We start from the raw sequence: 17,807 nt of genomic DNA on the forward strand, positions 1-17,807 counted from the left end.
GTGGCCGGAAGTCTGTGACTCAGCATACAGGGCAGTGATTCATCCCGTAGAGAGGTCTCATCATGCTTGTGATCAACGCCCCCGGCATCGTCGATGCGCTGACCCGCACGTCGGGCGAGAACGGGACGCCGCTTCGGGTCGCTCTCGTGCAGCACCGCTGGCACGCCGACGAGGACGCGTTGCGCGCGGAGCTGGCCGACGGCATCCGTCTGGCCGCCGAACAGGGTGCCCGCGTCGTCTTCCTGCCCGAATTGACGCTGCTCAAATACCCCGCCCACACGAGGGCCCAGGGTGTGCCGAAGCAGTCGGCGGAGGATCTGTTGACCGGACCAACGTTGGCCTTCGCGGCGGAACAGGCTGGGCTGCGCGGGGTCGTTGTGCATGCCTCCCTCTTCGAGCGGCCGCGCGGTGACGACGCTCCGGGGGACCCGCGTGGGTACAACACGGCCATCCTGGTAGCGCCGGACGGGCGGCTGCTCGGACGCACCCGTAAACTGCACATTCCGGTCACCGAGGGTTATTACGAAGACACCTGGTTTCGGCCGGGACCGGCCCGGGACGCCTACCCCGTCTACGCTCCGGAGGAATTGGGCGGGGCCCGGATCGGGCTGCCCACCTGCTGGGACGAGTGGTTTCCGGAAGTGTCGCGCCTGTACGGGCTCGGCGGGGCCCAGTTACTGGTCTATCCCACAGCCATCGGTTCGGAGCCCGGCTTTCCGGCATTCGACACGCAGCCCCTCTGGCAGACGGTAATCGTGGCCAACGGCATCACCAGCGGGCTGTTCATGGTGGTGCCCAATCGCCACGGCGACGAGGGTCATCTGACCTTCTACGGCTCCTCCTTCATCTCCGACCCATACGGACGAGTGCTCGTGCAAGCTCCCCGAGACGAATCCGCGGTGCTCGTCGCCGACCTCGACCTGGCGCAGCGGGAGGAGTGGCTCACCCTGTTCCCCTTCCTCGCCACCCGTCGGCCGGACAGCTACGCGGGGCTGATCGCGCCGGTCGACCCGGTTCATCCTTTCGGTGCGACCGGGACGGCCGTGCCGGCGTGACCTGGCGGATGCCGGCGGAGACGGCGCCGCAGGACCGGGTCTGGATGGCGTTTCCGGTGGCCGGATACACACTCGGCACCGATGCGGATTTCGCCGATGAAGCGCGCCGCACCTGGTCCGCGGTGGCCCACGCGGTCCTTGACTTCGAACCCGTCACAATGGTCGTTGACCCGGCCGAGGTGGCGACAGCCCGTCGGTACCTGTCCGCGGAGATCGAGATCGTCGTGGCGCCGCTTGACGATGCCTGGATGCGGGACATCGGCCCGACTTTCGTGCTCGGCGACGACGGCCGGCTGGGGGCGGTGGACTGGACGTTCAACGGCTGGGGTGCCCAGGATTGGGCGCGCTGGGGCAAGGACGTGGAGATCGGCCGGGTCGTCACCGGCGCGTCCGGCGCGTGCGCCATCTCCTCGGTGCTCGTGAACGAGGGCGGCGGCATTCACACCGACGGCGAAGGGACGGTGCTGGCCACCCGGACCGTGCAACTGGACCCCGGTCGTAACCCCTATGCCGACCGGTCGCGGGTCGAAGCCGAATTCGCCCGCACTCTCGGCGCCACTCACGTGGTCTGGCTTCCGCGCGGCCTGACCCGCGACCAGCAGCGCTTCGGCACCCGGGGCCATATCGATATGGTGGCGGCCATCCCCTCACCGGGAACGGTGCTTGTTCATACCCAGGATGACCCGGCACACCCCGACTATGCCGTGACGCGCGAGCTCCGTGCCGTGCTCGCCGAATCGACGGATGCCGCGGGCCGCACCTTCACTGTCGTGGACCTGCCGGCGCCGGCCACGCTCACGGACCAGAACGGCTTCGTGGACTACAACTACGTGAACCACCTTGTCGTCAACGGCGGTGTGATTGCCTGCGGCTTCGGTGAGGAACGGGCCGACGGGGCCGCACGCGAGGTCCTATCCGGGGTGTACCCAGGTCGAACTGTCGTGACCGTCGAGGTGCGGCCGCTGTTCGCGCGGGGCGGCGGCATCCACTGCATCACACAGCAGCAGCCGTCGGCCCGGTGACGTTGCAGAAAAATGGCGCGTGAGCCCGTCAGCGCGTGGTGACGGTGCCCCCGATCGAGGCGACCGCCTTGAGCAGGCGGGGGCCCGCGGCGAACCAGGCCACCAACATCACGGCCAGGGACGCGGCGAAGATCCAGAAACCGGTCCAGCCGTCGTCGCTCGAGACTGCGTACATGTGGTTGAGGTTACGGAGGGCGCCGGTCGCGAAGACCAGAGTGACATGCACCACGATGAAGACCAGGAAGAAAACCATCACGCCCACGTGTACGGCCCTGGTGGCGCGGAGCGGAAGCAGTTGACGGAGACGGCGTGAAGTCCACACGGGTGACAGGCGGATGCCGGAGGCCAGGGCGAGCGGAGCGGCCACGAACACGATGCTGAAGTAGCTCAATGTCTGGACGGCGTTGTAGTTCACCCAGCCGTCACCGACCGGCCAGTCCAGGGAAGCGTACTGGAGCACTGCGGAAAGAGCGTTGGGAAAGATGTCCCAGCTGACGGGCACGATGCGCACCCACTGCCCGGTGGCGAAGAGGAGTACGTAGAACAGTAGGCCGTTGATTACCCAAAGCGCATCGAGCGCGATATGAAGCCAAACATTGATGCTCATCCGGGTCGGGGCGTTCCTGGTGTGAAGGAGGCCCGTATTGCGCCGTGTCCAGAACATGGTCGGTCGTCCGGCCGTGCGGATCTGCCAGCCCGAGCGCACGACGAAGAGAATGAAAAAAGCGTTCAGGCCGTGCTGCCAGGCGAGCCAAGCAGGAAACCCGATTGGTGCCCACTCCGGCAGGGTGGAGGCGCCTGGAAACTGCACCAGGAACGACTGCACGGTCGGGAGCGCACGAATGCTCTGGGCGGCCAGCACGGCGGCGGCAAGGGCGATGGTCGCAAGGGGAACGACCCAGGCCAGCGTGATCCAGAGGCTTCGGCCTGGAAGAATCCGGCCGGGCTTCGTGGCTGTCACCGGTCGCCCTGGAGGGCGAACGCGTATTGCGGCATGGGGGTATGTCTTTCTGGTCAGGAGTCAGCCGTGCGGGTGTCAACCCGTTCAATCGCGGCTCTGCCATCATCGACCATTTCCCGAGCCCTGTGGTCACGGACGTAAAGAGTCGCAACCTGAGCAAAGGTCGTCAGGGGTGCACACTGAGCGGCGAAATTACCATCAGCCGATGCGGGGTGAGGGCCCGAGGACTAGCTTAAGGGCGTGTCCTCTCCGGTGATCGACCCACGGTCCACCCACGCCGCCGGCGTGGAGCGCCTCCTCGAGAGTTACCGGGCCGTGCCGCCGACGGCTTCTGTGCGACTCGCCAAGCCCACCTCCAACCTGTTCCGGACTCGCGTGAAACCGAACGCCAGGGGACTCGTGACGTCTGGTCTGGTGGGCGTTCTCGCGGTCGACCCGGAAGCGCGCACGGCTGACGTGGGCGGGATGTGCACGTATGAGAATCTCGTCGCGGCGACACTGCCCCACGGATTGGCACCGTTGGTGGTGCCGCAACTGAAGACGATCACTCTGGGGGGTGCGGTCACCGGCCTCGGCATCGAGTCGACCGCCTTCCGCAACGGCCTGCCGCACGAGTCCGTGCTGGAGATGGACATCCTCACCGGAGCCGGAGAGGTGGTCACGGCCTCGCCCGGTGAGAATGATGACCTGTACCGCGCCTTCCCGAACTCGTACGGCACGCTCGGCTACGCGGTACGGCTGCGCATCGAACTCGAGGTGGTCGAACCGTTCGTCGCTCTGCGGCACCTGAGGTTCCACTCGATCGCCGATCTGGTGTCGGCGATGGACCGCATCGTCCAGACCCCCGCGCTGGACGGTGAGCGTGTGGACTACCTCGACGGCGTGGTGTTCAGTGCGGGCGAGAGCTACCTGTGCGCGGGCACGCGGACCGCGGAATCCGGTCCGGTGAGCGACTACACCGGCCAGCAGATCTACTATCGGTCCATCCGGCACGATGACGGCATCACGCACGACCGCCTCACGGTTCGGGACTACCTGTGGCGGTGGGACACGGATTGGTTCTGGTGCTCGGCGACGTTCGGCGCGCAACTTCCGTGGATCCGCCGGCTCTGGCCGCGATCGCTTCGGTGCAGCAGTTTCTACGGAAAGCTGATGCGGTTCGAGCGGCGATTCGACATCGGCGATCGGATCGAGAGGCTGGGCCGTCGTCCGCCCCGGGAACGCGTCGTGCAGGACGTCGAGGTGCCGATCGATCGGTGTGCGGAATACCTGGACTGGTTCCTGACTACCGTCCCGATCGCGCCGATCTGGCTCTGCCCGCTCCGGTTGCGGGGGGACGCCTGGCCGCTTTACCCGCTTCGGCCCCTGCAAACCTATGTCAACGTCGGCTTTTGGTCGACGGTGCCCGTGGGGGCGACCGAGGGAGAGACGAACCGGTTGATCGAACATAAGGTCACCGAGGTTCGCGGCCATAAGTCGTTATATTCCGACGCGTACTACTCCCAGAAGGAATTCAGTGAGCTCTATGGCGGGGAGACATATCGGCGGGTGAAGAAACGCTTTGACCCCGACGCGCGTCTCCTCGATCTGTATGCGAAGGTGGTGCAGCGACGATGACCACGTTTAAGGACCGCTTTCCGAAAAAGGCAAGAACGGCAAGAAAATCAGAGGCACAGGGGAAACTGACCCTCGCCGAGGTCGTGGAGATACTCGTCGCCGGTCGGCTCCCGCTGAATTTCACAGCGTACGACGGGAGCTCGGCCGGTCCGCCGGACGCACCGCTCGGATTGGAGTTGAGAACGCCCCGGGGCACCACCTACCTAGCTACCGGCCGAGGCGATCTGGGCCTGGTCCGCGCCTACATCGCCGGCGACCTCGAGATGCACGGTGTGCATCCCGGTAACCCCTACGAGCTCCTCAAGGCGCTCACCGGCGAACTGATCTTCACCCTGCCTCCGCCGCGCGTGACGGCCCAGATCATCCGCTCCATCGGCACCCGGCACCTTCGCCCGATCGCACCGCCGCCGCAGGAGGGGGCACCGCGCTGGCGCCGCGTCGTCGGGGGACTCCGGCACAGCAAGGCGAGGGACGCCGAGGCGATCCATCACCATTACGACGTCTCGAATACTTTCTACGGCTGGGTGCTCGGGCCGTCGATGACCTACACCTGCGCGTGCTACCCGAACCCCGACGCTTCGCTGGACGAGGCCCAGGAGAACAAGTACCGGCTGGTTTTCGAGAAATTGCGGCTTCACGAGGGTGACCGGCTGCTCGACGTCGGGTGCGGCTGGGGCGGCCTGGTGCGTTACGCCGCCCGCCGTGGAGTCGACGCCACCGGCGTGACGCTCTCAGAGCAGCAGGCCGCCTGGGCGCGGCAGGCAATCGCCGACGAGGGCCTCACGGACCTGGCCCGGGTCCGCTACGGCGACTACCGCGAGGTCCCGGAGACAGGCTTCGACGCCGTGTCATCGATCGGGTTGCTTGAGCACATCGGAGTGCGCAACTATCCGTCGTACTTCGACTTCTTGCAATCGCGGATGCGCCCCGCCGGACTGCTACTCAACCACTGCATCACTCGGCCGGACAATCGATCCGAACCCTCCACTCGCGGGTTCATCGACCGTTATGTCTTCCCCGACGGAGAGCTCACCGGGTCGGGGCGCATCATCAGCGCCGCACAGGATGTCGGCTTAGAGGTTGTGCACGAGGAGAACCTGCGCCAGCACTACGGTTTGACACTGCGTGACTGGTCCGCCAACCTCGTTGAGCACTGGGATGAGGCGGTCGCGGAGGTGGGACTGAACACCGCGAAGGTATGGGGACTGTACATGGCCGGGTCGCGGCTCGCGTTCGAGACCGGGGGCATCCAACTGCATCAGGTTCTGGCGGTCAGGCCCGACGACGGCGGCGCCGGTGAGATGCCGCTCCGGCCGTGGTGGACTCCCTGACATGCCGTTGACCGCGCGGACCGGGCGTCGCACCCGGATCGGATTCAGCTGCCGTCTCACTCGTCGCCCGTCATGCGTTCAGGCAGGTAGTGGTGGTGGATGTGTCGCCGCCATTCTGAACCATGGCTAGGTGTTCCTAGAATACACCACGCAGGGGTCATCGCAGCGTCAGGCGTCCGCATCCGGGCATGAAAAAAGGCCGTACAACAAGGCTTTCGTTGTCACGACCTATTTCTCAAACCAGTCCGAAATGCTCCGAACTTCTCTCTGTGCCCGAGGGGGGACTTGAACCCCCACGCCCATAAGGGCACTAGCACCTCAAGCTAGCGCGTCTGCCATTCCGCCACCCGGGCCGGGTGTTTCAGCAGTCGTTCCCGGCCGCCGAATAGATAATCTAGCACGGATTTTGAGCCCCTTCCGCCGCGCCCATCGTCTCCGGTCGGCCACGAGTCCCGGTAGCGTGACAGGCATGCTTACCTCTGCTGAAGACACCCCGGCCGACGCTGCACTGGACCTCACGGCCACACTCGCTCGCGACCTCATCCGTTTCGACACCACGAACTACGGCGAAGGCCGCTCCAACGGCGAAACGGATGCCGCCGAGTATGTCGAGGCCAACCTGAGGGCTCTCGGCCTCGCCCCGCAGCTGTTCGATTCTGAACCGGGCCGCACGAGTGTCGTCGTACGCGTACCCGGCCGTGACAGCAGCCGTGGGGCACTGGTGGTCCACGGCCACCTCGACGTTGTTCCCGCAGACCCCGAGGCTTGGTCGGTAGACCCGTTCGCGGGCGTGATCAAGGAGGGCTTGCTCTGGGGTCGCGGAGCCGTTGACATGAAGAATATGGACGCCATGATTCTGGCGTCCCTCCAGGATATCCTCGGGGCCGGCCGCCAACCCGCACGCGACGTGGTCGTTGCTTTCTTCGCCGACGAGGAAGCCGGGGGAGTGCTCGGTTCGCACTACCTTGTCGACACCCACCCGGAGCTCTTCCACGGCGCCACCGAAGCCATCAGCGAGGTCGGCGGGTATTCGATCACACTCGGGGGCCAGCGCGCCTACCTCCTCCAAACCGGAGAAAAGGCCCTGATCTGGATCAAGCTGGTAGCGCGGGGCGACGCGGCCCACGGATCCCGATTGATCCACAGCAACGCCGTTACCCGGCTCGCCGAGGCGGTCGCCAAGGTCGGTCGTCGCGAGTGGCCGATCCGGCTCACCGACACCACCACTCAGCTGCTGGCCGAACTGGCCCGGGTTCTCGACGTGGACCCGCAACGCGTCGGCCCCGACGACCTTGCCCTCGCCACGGGCACCGCCTCGGGCTTCATCCAAGCGAGTCTGCGCACCACGACGAACCCCACCGTTCTGCAGGCCGGGTACAAGCACAATGTGATCCCCGACCGTGCCGAGGCGCTCATCGACATTCGCACTCTGCCGGGTGACGAAGACGCCGTGCTCGCCGAGGTTGCCGCACTGGTCGGGCCTGAGATCGAGATCGTGATCATGCACCGTGACATCGGTCTGGAAACCGAGTTCGGCGGGCCCCTCGTCGACGCTGTTATCGAAACCCTCGGCCAGCACGATCCAGGTGCCCCCGTGCTGCCGTACCTGCTTTCGGCCGGCACCGACAACAAGGCGCTCAGCACCCTGGGCATCAAGGGATACGGTTTTGCACCGCTCAAACTCCCCGCCGACCTAGATTTCCCGGCCATGTTCCACGGCGTCGACGAACGTGTCCCACTCGACGCGTTAGTGTTTGGCAGGCAGGTCCTGACCGACCTGCTCTCGAACTACTGATCAGCAAAAGGGTTTTTTGTGAACTTCATCGACGCACTCATCCTGGGACTCGTGCAGGGACTAACCGAATTCCTCCCGGTTTCCTCCAGCGCCCACATCCGAATCGTCGGAGAATTTCTGGGAACCGGGGGCGATCCGGGATCCCGGTTCACCGCGATCATCCAGATCGGCACCGAGGCTGCCGTGGTGATCTTCTTCTGGCGTGACATCGTGCGCATCATCGGCCAGTGGTCGAAGTCCCTCGTCGGCAAGGTCCCGCGCGCCGATCCTGACGCGCGAATGGGGTGGCTCATCATTCTCGGGTCCCTGCCCATCGTGGTGCTCGGCTTGCTCTTCCAGGACCAGATCGAGTCCTCGCTTCGAAACCTGTGGATCACCGCGAGTGTGCTGATCGGTTTCGGTGTGCTGCTCGGCATCGCCGACTACGTCGGGGCCAAGCGCCGCAGGCTGGGCGACCTGACGGTGCCCCACGGAATCGTCTACGGCCTAGCTCAGGCCCTTGCGTTGATCCCCGGAGTGTCCCGCTCGGGCGGCACTATCACCGCGGGATTGTTCATGGGCTATGAGCGTGCCGCCGCCGCCCGCTACGCCTTCCTGCTCGCCATCCCCGCCGTACTAGGCAGCGGTTTCTACCAGATGTACAAGTCGATCGCCAAGCCATGCCAAGAGGGCGCGACCAACTGCACACCGGAGATTTTCGGGCCGTGGGACACCCTGGCGGCCACGGTCCTCGCCTTCGTCGTCGCCCTGTTCGTGATCAAATTCTTCATGAGCTACATATCCAAGCGCAGCTTTCTGCCGTTCGTGATCTACCGCATCCTGCTCGGTCTTGTGCTCATCGGTCTGCTGGTGACCAACACCATCCCGGCCTAGCTAAGCTGAAAGGATGCGTGCCTGGAACCGACCCCAAATTCCACGACTCCCCGGTCAGTCCGGTGCACCCTGGCTGCACGACACCGCCTCCGCGGGCCTGATCGAGGCCAAGCCGGACGATGTCGCCCGCCTGTACGTGTGCGGCATCACCCCCTACGACGCCACACATATCGGCCACGCCGCCACATACCTCGCCTTCGATACGCTGCAGCGCGTGTGGTTGGACGGTGGCTACCGCGTGCACTACGCGCAGAACGTGACGGATATCGACGACCCGCTCCTCGAGCGTGCCGCCGCCACCGGCGTGGATTGGGAAGTGCTCGCCGCGTCCCAGGTGGAGCTGTTCCGCAGCGACATGGTTGCCCTCGGAATCATCCCCCCGCACGACTACGTCGCCGTCACCGAGGTCATCGACGAGATCGCGGAGGCCGTGTCCCGGCTTTGGGACGCCGGTCTCGCCTACGCGGTACCCGTCGTTGCACCCGCGCCCGACGCTCCCGAGCCGACGGTCGCCGCCGGTTCCGACATCTACTTCGACATCGCCGCCGCCGAACGCTCCACCTCGTGGTCCCTCGGCGACGAGAGCAACCTCGATGCCGACACCATGCACACCCTGTTCGCCGAGCGCGGGGGAGACCCCGACCGCCCCGGCAAGCGGGACGCGCTGGACCCGCTGCTGTGGCGTTCCACCCGGCTCGGTGAGCCGTCCTGGAATTCCCGCGTTGGCGCCGGAAGGCCCGGCTGGCACATCGAATGTTCGGTGATCGCCCTGAAGGAACTCGGCACGGACTTCACGGTGCAGGGCGGCGGCAGCGACCTGATCTTCCCGCACCATGACATGAGCGCCGGGCACGCGGCGGCTCTCTCCGGGCATCCGCTGGCCGGCGTCTACAGTCACACCGGCATGGTGGCCTATCGAGGTGAGAAGATGAGCAAATCGCTCGGCAACCTCGTGCTCGTGTCCGTGCTGCGTGCCGGTGGCACCGACTCGCGTGCCATTCGCCTAGCCCTGCTGAGCCAGCACTATCGGAGCAATTGGGAATGGACTGATGCCCACCTGCGCGCGGCCGAATCACGGCTCGCGTCCTGGACTGAAGCCTTCGGTCCAGCCGCCACGGCCGGTACCGGGAACGCCCAGCACGTCCTCGACCAGCTCAGAGCGGCCCTGGCGGCGGACCTCGACACACCCACCGCCTTGGCGGCAGTGGACGCGGTCGCCGGCGGAGGGGTGGACGACCCTGCCCTGGTTGCCTTGGCCGTCGACGCGCTGCTCGGTGTATCGCTCCAGCGCTTCAAGGATTCATCACCTCGGGGCTGACGTGCCCGAGGAACCGGCTGATTGTGGTGGTCGCAGTGCGCCCGTTGAGCAGGGTTGACTGTTTTCTGGGTCGTGTGTGGCTGTGTGTCGGGCGGTTCGCTGCGTTGATTGCGGCTAGCGACTCCAACACGTCCGTGACGAGAGCGGATCACGTTCGCCCCGGGCCGTCGATTCATCCCGTGACCTATTAGGCCTTCCCGGCTGCTCCGTTCTGACAACGGGCGCAGGGTCTACAACACCATCATGGGTGCGATCAGGTCTGCAGGAGTCGACGGGCGGCCTCGAGCTGACGAATAGAATTCGCATCCGCGTCATCGAGCAACACCTCATGCCGGAACTCAGCGTTGAACGCGTACACCGACCCAGCCGTCGACATTTGCCCGGCAGCGCACCGACATCCAACAACTGACGGTGACGACCACCACGGCTCTGCAGACATCGAGTCAGAAGCACGACGACCGAAACCGACGAAGGCGCGCCCCGACCATCAGATGAATCAACGACCTTCTAGGGCTGTCGAGGCCCGTCGAGCCCCGGGCGGCCCTCGCCGGGGCCGTCCCGGCCATCCCCGCGCTTGCGCAGGTACTTCTCGAATTCCTGGGCGATGGCCTCGCCGCTGGCCTCAGGGGAGTCGACCGTGTCGCGGGCCTGCTCTAGTTGAGCGATATACGCGGCCATCTCGTCGTCCTCGGCGGCGAGAGTGTCGATCCCGCTCTGCCATTCCTCAGCCTCGGAGACGAGTTCGCCGCGCGGAATGACCACGTCGATGATCTCTTCGAGCTTGTCGATCAGCGCCAGCATCGCCTTCGGCGAGGGCGCGTTGTGCACGTAGTGCGGCACGGATGCCCAAATGGACAGGGTGGGAATGCCGACCTCCTCCGCAGCGATCGCCAGGACGCTCAGAATGCCGACCGGTCCCTCATACGTGCTGCGCTCGATCTGCAGTTCGGCCCGCACCTGCGGGTTGTCGCTGGAGACGAAAATGGAAATCGGGCGGGTGTGCGGAACATCGGCGAGCATCGCTCCCAGGAACACGATGCCCCCGACATCCGCCGCCAGGGCTGCGTCGATGATCTCCGCGGCAAAACTCTTCCAACTCCGGGACGGTTCGGTGCCGAGCAAGAGGTAGATGTTGCCGGCATTCGTACCGCTCACACGCAGCTGCGCGTCCGCGGCGAGCGAAGTCCCTGCCTCGGCGGGGACGGTGGGGCCGTAGAGCACCGCATCGGGCCACTCGAGCGTCCGCCGGCCGTCTTCGCCGCCGGCTGAGATCGTGGGCCGGTTGAACTGGTAGTCGAAATAGATCTCCGGGTCGATCTCCAGTAGGGGTGCGACGTGCAGCAGATCCTTCAGAGTGCCCACTGCACCGGTAGCCGCCTCGCCGGCGTCATTCCAACCCTCGAACGCCACCACCAGGAGACGCCCGTTGAGGAACCCATTAGCCTCTGTCACTGTCTGAAACCTCTTTCGGCAGGGTGCCCCGCGTGGCGCACCATCAGTCAAGGATAGGCGGTGCCCTCTACACTTGATCTCCGTGAACGCGATCCGAACCAATTTCCCCCTGCCCGCAGCCGTGCTCTGGGATATGGACGGCACCATCGTCGACTCCGAGCCGTATTGGATGCGGGCAGAAACGGAACTGGTCGAGTCCTTCGGCGGGGTGTGGAGCCATGACGACGGAATGCTGCTGGTGGGTGCGGGCCTGTGGGGATCGGCCTCCATCCTGCAGGGTCGCGGAGTCAACCTAGACGCCGAATCGATCGTTCAGACACTGACCAGCCGGGTGCAGGAACTCCTTCAGGAGTTCGGCGCACCATGGCGCCCGGGAGCTCTCGACATGCTCACCGAGCTCAAGGCCGCGAGCATTCCGCTGGCTCTCGTCACGTCCTCAGTCGAGCGGATGGCCCGACAGATCGCTGACCTCGTCGGTTTCGCCGCCTTCGACGTCATCGTCGCCGGGGACATGGTTGAGTTCAGCAAACCGCATCCCGAGGCCTACCTGACGGCGGCCGCTCTGCTCGGCGTCGACAGTGAGCGGTGCATGGCTGTGGAGGACTCCGTTCCGGGCATTGCCGCGGCGGTTGCGTCGGGCGCTGTCGTCCTCGGCGTGCCCCATATGGTTGACCTGCCCGCCAGCGCGCATTACGACCTGTGGCCGACTCTGTCGGGTCGCACCCTCGACGGATTCACGGACCTGTTCAGCGCTCGACGCGGTCCCGGCGCCCTCGCACTCACTCTGCCCGATTCCGAATGACCCACGAACAAGGACGTATTCCACGCATGAGTGAAAATCAGGTCATCCAGAACAGCGGCCCCTTCCGAATCGGCGACCGGGTGCAGCTGACCGGACCCAAGAACAAGCTGAACACGATCACCCTTGAACCCGGCAAGGTCTTCCACACGCACAGGGGAATCCTGGCCCATGATGACATCATCGGCCTACCCGACGGATCGGTTGTCGCCAACAACGTCGGCGTGGAGCACCTCGCGCTACGACCCTTGCTGAACGACTTCGTGATGTCCATGCCGCGCGGCGCCGCCATCATCTACCCCAAGGACGCCGCCCAGATCCTGGCACAGGCCGACATCTTCCCGGGCGCAACTGTGGTTGAGGCCGGCGTCGGCTCTGGGGCGTTGTCCCTCTGGCTGCTGCGTGCCATCGGGCCGGCCGGTCGCTTGGCCTCCTTCGAACGCCGCAGCGAATTCGCGGATGTCGCACGCGACAACATCGCCACGTTCCTCGGGTCCGACCCCGCCAATTGGAGCATCACCCTCGGTGACCTGGCCGACACCCTGCCCGACACGATGTCCGCCCAGAGCGTCGACCGGGTCGTGCTCGACATGCTCGCGCCGTGGGAGTGCCTGGGCGTCGTCTCGGACGCTCTCAAGCCCGGCGGGGTGCTGCTCTGCTACGTGGCGACGGTAACCCAGCTTTCGCGGGTGGCGGAGGCCATCCGTGGCACGGGCCTGTACACGAACCCGGACTCCAACGAGACCATGGTTCGAGGCTGGCACGTCGAGGGTCTCGCTGTGCGACCGGATCACCGCATGATCGGCCACACTGGATTCCTGATCACGGCGCGCCGCCTCGCACCGAACACGGTTCTGCCGGAGCTGAAGCGCCGGCCGTCGAAGTCCGACTTCTCTGATGCCGACGTCGAGGCCTGGACGCCCGGCGCTCTGGGCGAGCGCAGCGTCAGTTCCAAGGTCATGCGCAAGCGCGTTCGGATAGCCGAGACCGGGGCGGCCATCTCCAAGGCTCGCGAGCTCGATGCGGTCGAGCCCGACGCTCTGACACCCGACGCCCGTTAGGATTGGCTTCGGCCCGCGGCTGGCCGCAAAATTGCCTCTGTTCCGCATATTCACTTGCCCCACACTGAAATGAGATCCCGTGCGTAGAGCTCCTGCACTCATCGCTTCTGCCGGCCTGCTGGTCGCGGTCCTCACCGGCTGCAGCGCGCCCGGCGACGCCGCGGACTGCGAAGCACCGGTCGGGGAGGGGGCAGCCTCGAAGCTCGTCTCGGTGTCGGGTGAATTCGGTTCCGCGCCGATGGTGGACTTCCCGACCCCCGTGAAAACCGACACCACCCAGGTCACCGAGAACATCGCCGGCGAAGGTGCCGTGCTCCGTGCGGGTCAATCCGCGCTTCTAGACCTGAGCGTCTACAACGGGACGACCGGTGCGGTGATCAGTGAGGCCACGTACGACGGCACCGCGCTGACGACTCTGATTCTGGACAAGGAAAAGACCCTGCCCGGGCTGGTGAGCGGTCTGGAGTGCGCCCAGGTCGGTTCCCGACTGTCCCTCGTTGTCTCTCCGGACGACGGGCTCGGACCGGCCGACGGCGACGCGAACAGCGGCATCGGCGCAGACGATTCCCTGGTCATCGTGATCGACGTTGTGAAGTCCGTTCTGGCTCGTGCCGACGGCACGAACCAGCCCGTGGCAAGCGGTCTCCCGTCTGTCGTCCTGGCGGTTGACGGCACACCCGGCGTGACCATTCCCTCCGGCAAGCCGCCGACCGAGCTTCAGATCGGCGTTCTGAAGAAGGGCGACGGCGAGACGGTCGCCGAAGGTGACACGGCCTCCCTGCACTACACCGGCGTCCTGTGGAACGAGAAGACCGTCTTCGACTCCAGCTGGGCGAAGGGTGAGCCGGCGCAGTTCCTGGTCGTGGATGGTTCCAAGACTCAGGGGGGACTGATCCCCGGATTCGCCAAGGCCCTCATCGGCCAGACGGTGGGTTCGCAGATCATCGCCGTCCTCCCGCCTGATCAGGCCTACGCCGATCAGGCGTCGCAGACGATCCCCGCAGGTTCAACCCTTGTGTTCGTCATCGACATCCTCGGGGTCAACTAAGCCGCGACGGGTCGCCCGACGGATAGACTTGCAGCGTGTCGTCCACCACTGAGAAGACCAGTCGCGTCTCCGTCGAAGAGCGCCTGTTCAGCCTCGTACTCGCGCTCATCGCCACGGAGATCGGTCTGACCAAGGCGGACATCCTGTCCACAGTTCAGGGATACCGCCAGCGCTATGTCCCCGGGGGGAACAACGCCAGCCTCGAGCGCCAGTTCGAACGGGACAAAGACGACATCCGCGAACTGGGGATACCGCTCGAAGTGGTGGAGCCGCCGGACGATCCAGGGAGCAACCATCACCTGCGTTATCGCATCCCGAAGGGGCTCTACGACCTCCCAGCCGACGTGTCCTTCACCGCAGATGAACTGATGCTCCTCAAGCTCGCCGCCACGGTCTGGCGTGAAGGATCGCTCTCCGCGGAGTCGCGACGAGCGATGACGAAGCTCAACGCCCTCGGGATCGACGCGAGCGACCCTGTCCTCGGCTATTCCCCGTCTCTGAGAGTGCGCGAGGCATCCTTCGAGCCCCTCAGCAAGGCCATGGATCGCGGTCAAGTCGTCGCGTTCCTGTATTTGAAGCCCGGTGAGGCCGCGCCGCGCCGCCGACAGGTCGAGCCCCGGGCTGTGGTGCTCTACGACGGCCGGTGGCACCTCTTCGGCACCGACCGGGATGCCGCGGCTAACCGTACTTTCCTGCTCTCCCGCATCGCCGGCCCGGTGGTGGCCGTGCCCGGGGCGACGTTTGTTCCCCCAGGGGAAGGCCAGGCCCAGGAGGCCATTGGTGAGTTGGATGCGTTGTGGAACGCCAACATCGCCTCGGTCAGCGTGCAGTCGGGCAGCGATGCCGCGGTGCGCCTGTCCAAGCGACACTCGGCGGGCTCGGTTCGGCTGCACGAGCTCGACACTGCCGTGTACCTGCACTACACCGACCTGAACGTGCTCGCGGACGAGCTCGCGGGCTTCGGCCCGGAGGTTCTGGTGCGCTCGCCCGCTGCGCTGCGCTCTGCCGTGCGGTCCCGCCTCATAGCGGTGCGGGAATCCCACACCGACGCGCCCACGATCGGACTGACGGAGGAGGGCGAATGAGCGCCGGTCCGGCCTTCGGAGCATCCGACAAGTTGACCTTCCTGCTGTCGCTGGTCCCGTTCCTGATGGACCACGACCGCATCAGCGTGACGGCCGTCTCCGAGCACTTCGGGGTATCGTCCGAGCGGGTCCGCGAAGCTGTCAACCTGATTGCGATCTCCGGTATCCCGGGGGAGACGAGCCAGTACCTGCACGGCGACCTCTTCGACATCCAGTGGGATGAACTCGAAGTCAACGACCTCATCGTGCTCACCCACCTCGTCGCCATCGACGATTCCCCGCGCTTCTCCGCCCGGGAGGCGGCGGCCCTCATCGCCGGGTTGCAGTATCTGTCGTCACTACCCGAGAACGCCGACGTCGACGCCATCGCCTCACTGATGGCGAAGCTCACGCGCAGCGCCTCGGAAGCCCCCAGCCAGGTCGCCGTTTCGGGCACGGATGCCGGCACCACCATCGCGGTCGTGCGGGCCGCTGTCCGCGATGGGGTGCTGATCGAGTTCGACTACTTGAGCGCCCGTGGCGAGCACGAGCAGCGCCTGGTCGAGCCCTGGCGGATTCAATCCGTGGACCGCGACTGGTATCTGCGCGGATGGTGCCACCTTCGCGAGGCGGCCCGCACCTTCCGGCTTGATCGAATGAGTGGACTGCACGTGACGACGCAACCGAGCAGCCCTCGGCGTCTGGAGGCGGAACAGCCCGAAGCGCTCTTCGAGGGCTCAGCCTCCGACCTCGAGGTGACGGTCGAGCTTCCCTCGGCGGCCGTGTCTCTGCTCGCGGACTACGCGCCGCAGGGTGCCGGCGGACGGAGTGCGGATCGCGTTGGCAGAACGCTTCGAGTGGCGCACTACCACGGCCTCAAACGCCTCGTCGCCGGTCTCGCCGGTGTCGTGACGGTCGTCGCCCCGGTTGAGGCGCGGGTGGTTGTGCGCGACTGGGCTGCCGCGGGGATTGCCCGCTACGACGAGTTGGACGCCGACAACGTCGACGCCGACGAGCCTGACCCGATGATCGTGGGGACGTAGACAATGCCCTGGTGGTCGTGGCCTCTCATCTGGACCGGCCTGGTCCTCACCTTGATCGGCTCGCTGGTCTGGTTCGGGTTCAGGCTGTTCAGACAGGCCATGGCGACGGTCGCCGCGCTCGCTGAACTCAGTGACCGCATCGCCGCCGTTGGCCAGGGCTCCGGGGCGCCGCAACTGGCGACGTTCCGATCTGCGGTCCTCCAGGATCCCGGTGCCCTCTACGCCGCACTCGAGTTCCGGCGGATCGAACGTGCGCAGCGTCGGCAGCGGCGGCGGGATTCCTTGATCGCTAGAGGTAAACTGTTATCCACCCGACCCGTGACCCAGAGGACAGACACTGATGCTTAACAACCTGACCGGATGGCACTTCCTGATCATCCTCGTCATCGTTCTGCTTCTGTTCGGTGCGCCCAAGCTTCCCGGCCTCGCCCGGAGCCTCGGGCAGTCGATGAAGATCTTTAAGAACGAGATCAAGAGCGACAAGGACGACGCCGACACCACCGGCACCGCTGGCGACTCTTCGAAGGCAGCCGGCACAGCCGACCCCTCGACGAAGTCGTAAGTCCCGTGGCGGGGCGAATTCCTCGGCGCACGGCCACTGACGGGAAAATGTCGCTGGGGCAACACCTGCTTGAGCTGCGCAAACGACTCTTCCTTGCTGCAGCCGGAATCCTCGTGGGTGCGATCGTCGGATGGTTCCTCTCCGATTTCGTCTGGGATGCGTTGCGTGAGCCGATCTACGCCATCATCGAGGCTCAAAACCGAACCGCCCAGCTGAATTACCCGGATATCACAAGTGCCTTCGATCTGAAGCTGAAGATCTCCTTCTACGTGGGTTTGGTCCTGTCCAGCCCCGTCTGGCTCTACCAGATCTTCGCGTTCCTGGTTCCGGGCCTCACCCGTATCGAGAAGCAGTACACCTTCGGGTTCATCTTCACGGCTATTCCGTTGTTTCTGGCGGGCTGCGCGGCCGGTTGGTTCGTGCTGCCGAATCTCGTGGGCCTGATGACCAGTTTCGCGCCTCAGGAGGACGCCGCGCTGATCGTGGCCCAGAACTACCTCGACTTCGTGCTCAAGCTCATGATCGCCATCGGTGTGGCGTTTGTGTTGCCGGTCTTCATCGTGTTGCTCAACTTCGCCGGTGTGATCAGTGCTCAGTCGATCATCAAATCGTGGCGGATTGCTGTCCTCCTGATTACGCTCTTCACCGCCATTGCCACCCCCGCGGCCGACCTGGTGTCGATGTTCCTGCTGGCCATCCCCATGGTGGTGCTGTACTTCGCCGCGTACGCCATCGCTTTCCTCCACGATCGGCGCGCAGCCCGGCGTACCCGCACCATCGAACAGGAGTTGGCGCTTTAAGCGCAC

Annotated in this window: 16 protein-coding genes and 1 tRNA gene; 14 read left to right on the forward strand and 3 right to left on the reverse strand. The window is 65.5% G+C overall.

The window, feature by feature from the left end; all coding sequences use genetic code 11:
- Positions 1–62 precede the first annotated feature (62 nt).
- On the forward strand, positions 63–1,055 hold the full coding sequence (locus tag E3O65_RS10855) for a nitrilase-related carbon-nitrogen hydrolase (RefSeq protein WP_134363734.1): 993 nt from the start codon (positions 63–65) through the stop codon (positions 1,053–1,055).
- Positions 1,052–2,077, forward strand: a complete 1,026-nt coding sequence (locus tag E3O65_RS10860; RefSeq protein ID WP_134363735.1) for an agmatine deiminase family protein — start codon at positions 1,052–1,054, stop codon at positions 2,075–2,077. The genes E3O65_RS10855 and E3O65_RS10860 overlap by 4 nt, the downstream gene beginning before the upstream one ends.
- Before the next feature lie 28 nt (positions 2,078–2,105).
- Here E3O65_RS10860 and E3O65_RS10865 read toward each other — a convergent pair whose 3' ends face one another.
- Entirely contained in the window at positions 2,106–3,038 is a 933-nt protein-coding gene (locus E3O65_RS10865; RefSeq protein WP_338419184.1) for a cytochrome b/b6 domain-containing protein, read from the reverse strand.
- Between the two features lie 240 nt (positions 3,039–3,278).
- Here E3O65_RS10865 and E3O65_RS10870 point away from each other — a divergent pair, with 240 nt between their 5' ends.
- Both E3O65_RS10870 and E3O65_RS10875 read left to right on the forward strand, forming a co-directional pair.
- Positions 3,279–4,655: an FAD-binding oxidoreductase gene (locus tag E3O65_RS10870; RefSeq protein WP_134363736.1), complete on the forward strand. Its 1,377-nt coding sequence runs from the start codon at positions 3,279–3,281 to the stop codon at positions 4,653–4,655.
- Positions 4,652–5,986, forward strand: coding sequence for a class I SAM-dependent methyltransferase (locus E3O65_RS10875; RefSeq protein ID WP_134363737.1), 1,335 nt, complete (start codon positions 4,652–4,654; stop codon positions 5,984–5,986). The genes E3O65_RS10870 and E3O65_RS10875 overlap by 4 nt, the downstream gene beginning before the upstream one ends.
- Before the next feature lie 270 nt (positions 5,987–6,256).
- On the opposite strand, the gene E3O65_RS10880 is transcribed toward E3O65_RS10875, so the two are convergent.
- A tRNA-Leu gene (locus E3O65_RS10880) sits at positions 6,257–6,339 on the reverse strand.
- A gap of 116 nt (positions 6,340–6,455) precedes the next feature.
- Here E3O65_RS10880 and E3O65_RS10885 point away from each other — a divergent pair.
- From E3O65_RS10885 to mshC, 3 genes are read left to right on the forward strand one after another with little or no spacing between them, the layout of a single operon-like run.
- Positions 6,456–7,781, forward strand: a complete 1,326-nt coding sequence (locus E3O65_RS10885; protein WP_134363738.1) for a M20/M25/M40 family metallo-hydrolase — start codon at positions 6,456–6,458, stop codon at positions 7,779–7,781.
- An 18-nt stretch (positions 7,782–7,799) separates the two neighbouring features.
- Positions 7,800–8,654, forward strand: a complete 855-nt coding sequence (locus E3O65_RS10890; RefSeq protein WP_134363739.1) for an undecaprenyl-diphosphate phosphatase — start codon at positions 7,800–7,802, stop codon at positions 8,652–8,654.
- Positions 8,655–8,667: 13 nt separating this feature from the next.
- Positions 8,668–9,972, forward strand: a complete 1,305-nt coding sequence (gene mshC, locus E3O65_RS10895) for a cysteine--1-D-myo-inosityl 2-amino-2-deoxy-alpha-D-glucopyranoside ligase (protein ID WP_134363740.1) — start codon at positions 8,668–8,670, stop codon at positions 9,970–9,972.
- Positions 9,973–10,479: 507 nt separating this feature from the next.
- Here mshC and E3O65_RS10900 read toward each other — a convergent pair.
- A complete protein-coding gene (locus E3O65_RS10900) occupies positions 10,480–11,424 on the reverse strand; it encodes a proteasome assembly chaperone family protein (protein WP_241985590.1) in 945 nt (314 codons plus the stop codon).
- Positions 11,425–11,506: 82 nt separating this feature from the next.
- Between E3O65_RS10900 and E3O65_RS10905 the strand changes: the two genes are divergently transcribed.
- The 7 genes from E3O65_RS10905 to tatC all read left to right on the forward strand — a co-directional run bounded on the left by E3O65_RS10905 (position 11,507) and on the right by tatC (position 17,801).
- Positions 11,507–12,226, forward strand: coding sequence for an HAD family hydrolase (locus tag E3O65_RS10905; protein WP_277870393.1), 720 nt, complete (start codon positions 11,507–11,509; stop codon positions 12,224–12,226).
- A 26-nt stretch (positions 12,227–12,252) separates the two neighbouring features.
- Positions 12,253–13,284 carry a tRNA (adenine-N1)-methyltransferase gene (locus E3O65_RS10910; protein WP_134363742.1) on the forward strand — a complete coding sequence of 344 codons (1,032 nt, stop codon included), beginning with the start codon at positions 12,253–12,255 and terminating at the stop codon, positions 13,282–13,284.
- A 79-nt stretch (positions 13,285–13,363) separates the two neighbouring features.
- Positions 13,364–14,332, forward strand: coding sequence for an FKBP-type peptidyl-prolyl cis-trans isomerase (locus tag E3O65_RS10915; protein WP_134363743.1), 969 nt, complete (start codon positions 13,364–13,366; stop codon positions 14,330–14,332).
- A gap of 35 nt (positions 14,333–14,367) precedes the next feature.
- Positions 14,368–15,417: a helix-turn-helix transcriptional regulator gene (locus tag E3O65_RS10920; RefSeq protein WP_134363744.1), complete on the forward strand. Its 1,050-nt coding sequence runs from the start codon at positions 14,368–14,370 to the stop codon at positions 15,415–15,417.
- A complete protein-coding gene (locus E3O65_RS10925; protein WP_134363745.1) occupies positions 15,414–16,439 on the forward strand; it encodes a helix-turn-helix transcriptional regulator in 1,026 nt (341 codons plus the stop codon). Before E3O65_RS10920 ends, E3O65_RS10925 begins: the two co-directional genes overlap by 4 nt.
- Positions 16,440–16,779: 340 nt before the next feature.
- On the forward strand, positions 16,780–17,001 hold the full coding sequence (tatA, locus tag E3O65_RS17430; protein WP_134363746.1) for a twin-arginine translocase TatA/TatE family subunit: 222 nt from the start codon (positions 16,780–16,782) through the stop codon (positions 16,999–17,001).
- 47 nt (positions 17,002–17,048) lie between these two features.
- On the forward strand, positions 17,049–17,801 hold the full coding sequence (gene tatC / locus E3O65_RS10935; RefSeq protein ID WP_134363747.1) for a twin-arginine translocase subunit TatC: 753 nt from the start codon (positions 17,049–17,051) through the stop codon (positions 17,799–17,801).
- Positions 17,802–17,807: the final 6 nt, after the last annotated feature.

The sequence above is a fragment of the Cryobacterium breve genome (assembly GCF_004402375.1).
In the GTDB taxonomy this organism is placed as follows: Bacteria; Actinomycetota; Actinomycetes; order Actinomycetales; family Microbacteriaceae; genus Cryobacterium; species Cryobacterium breve.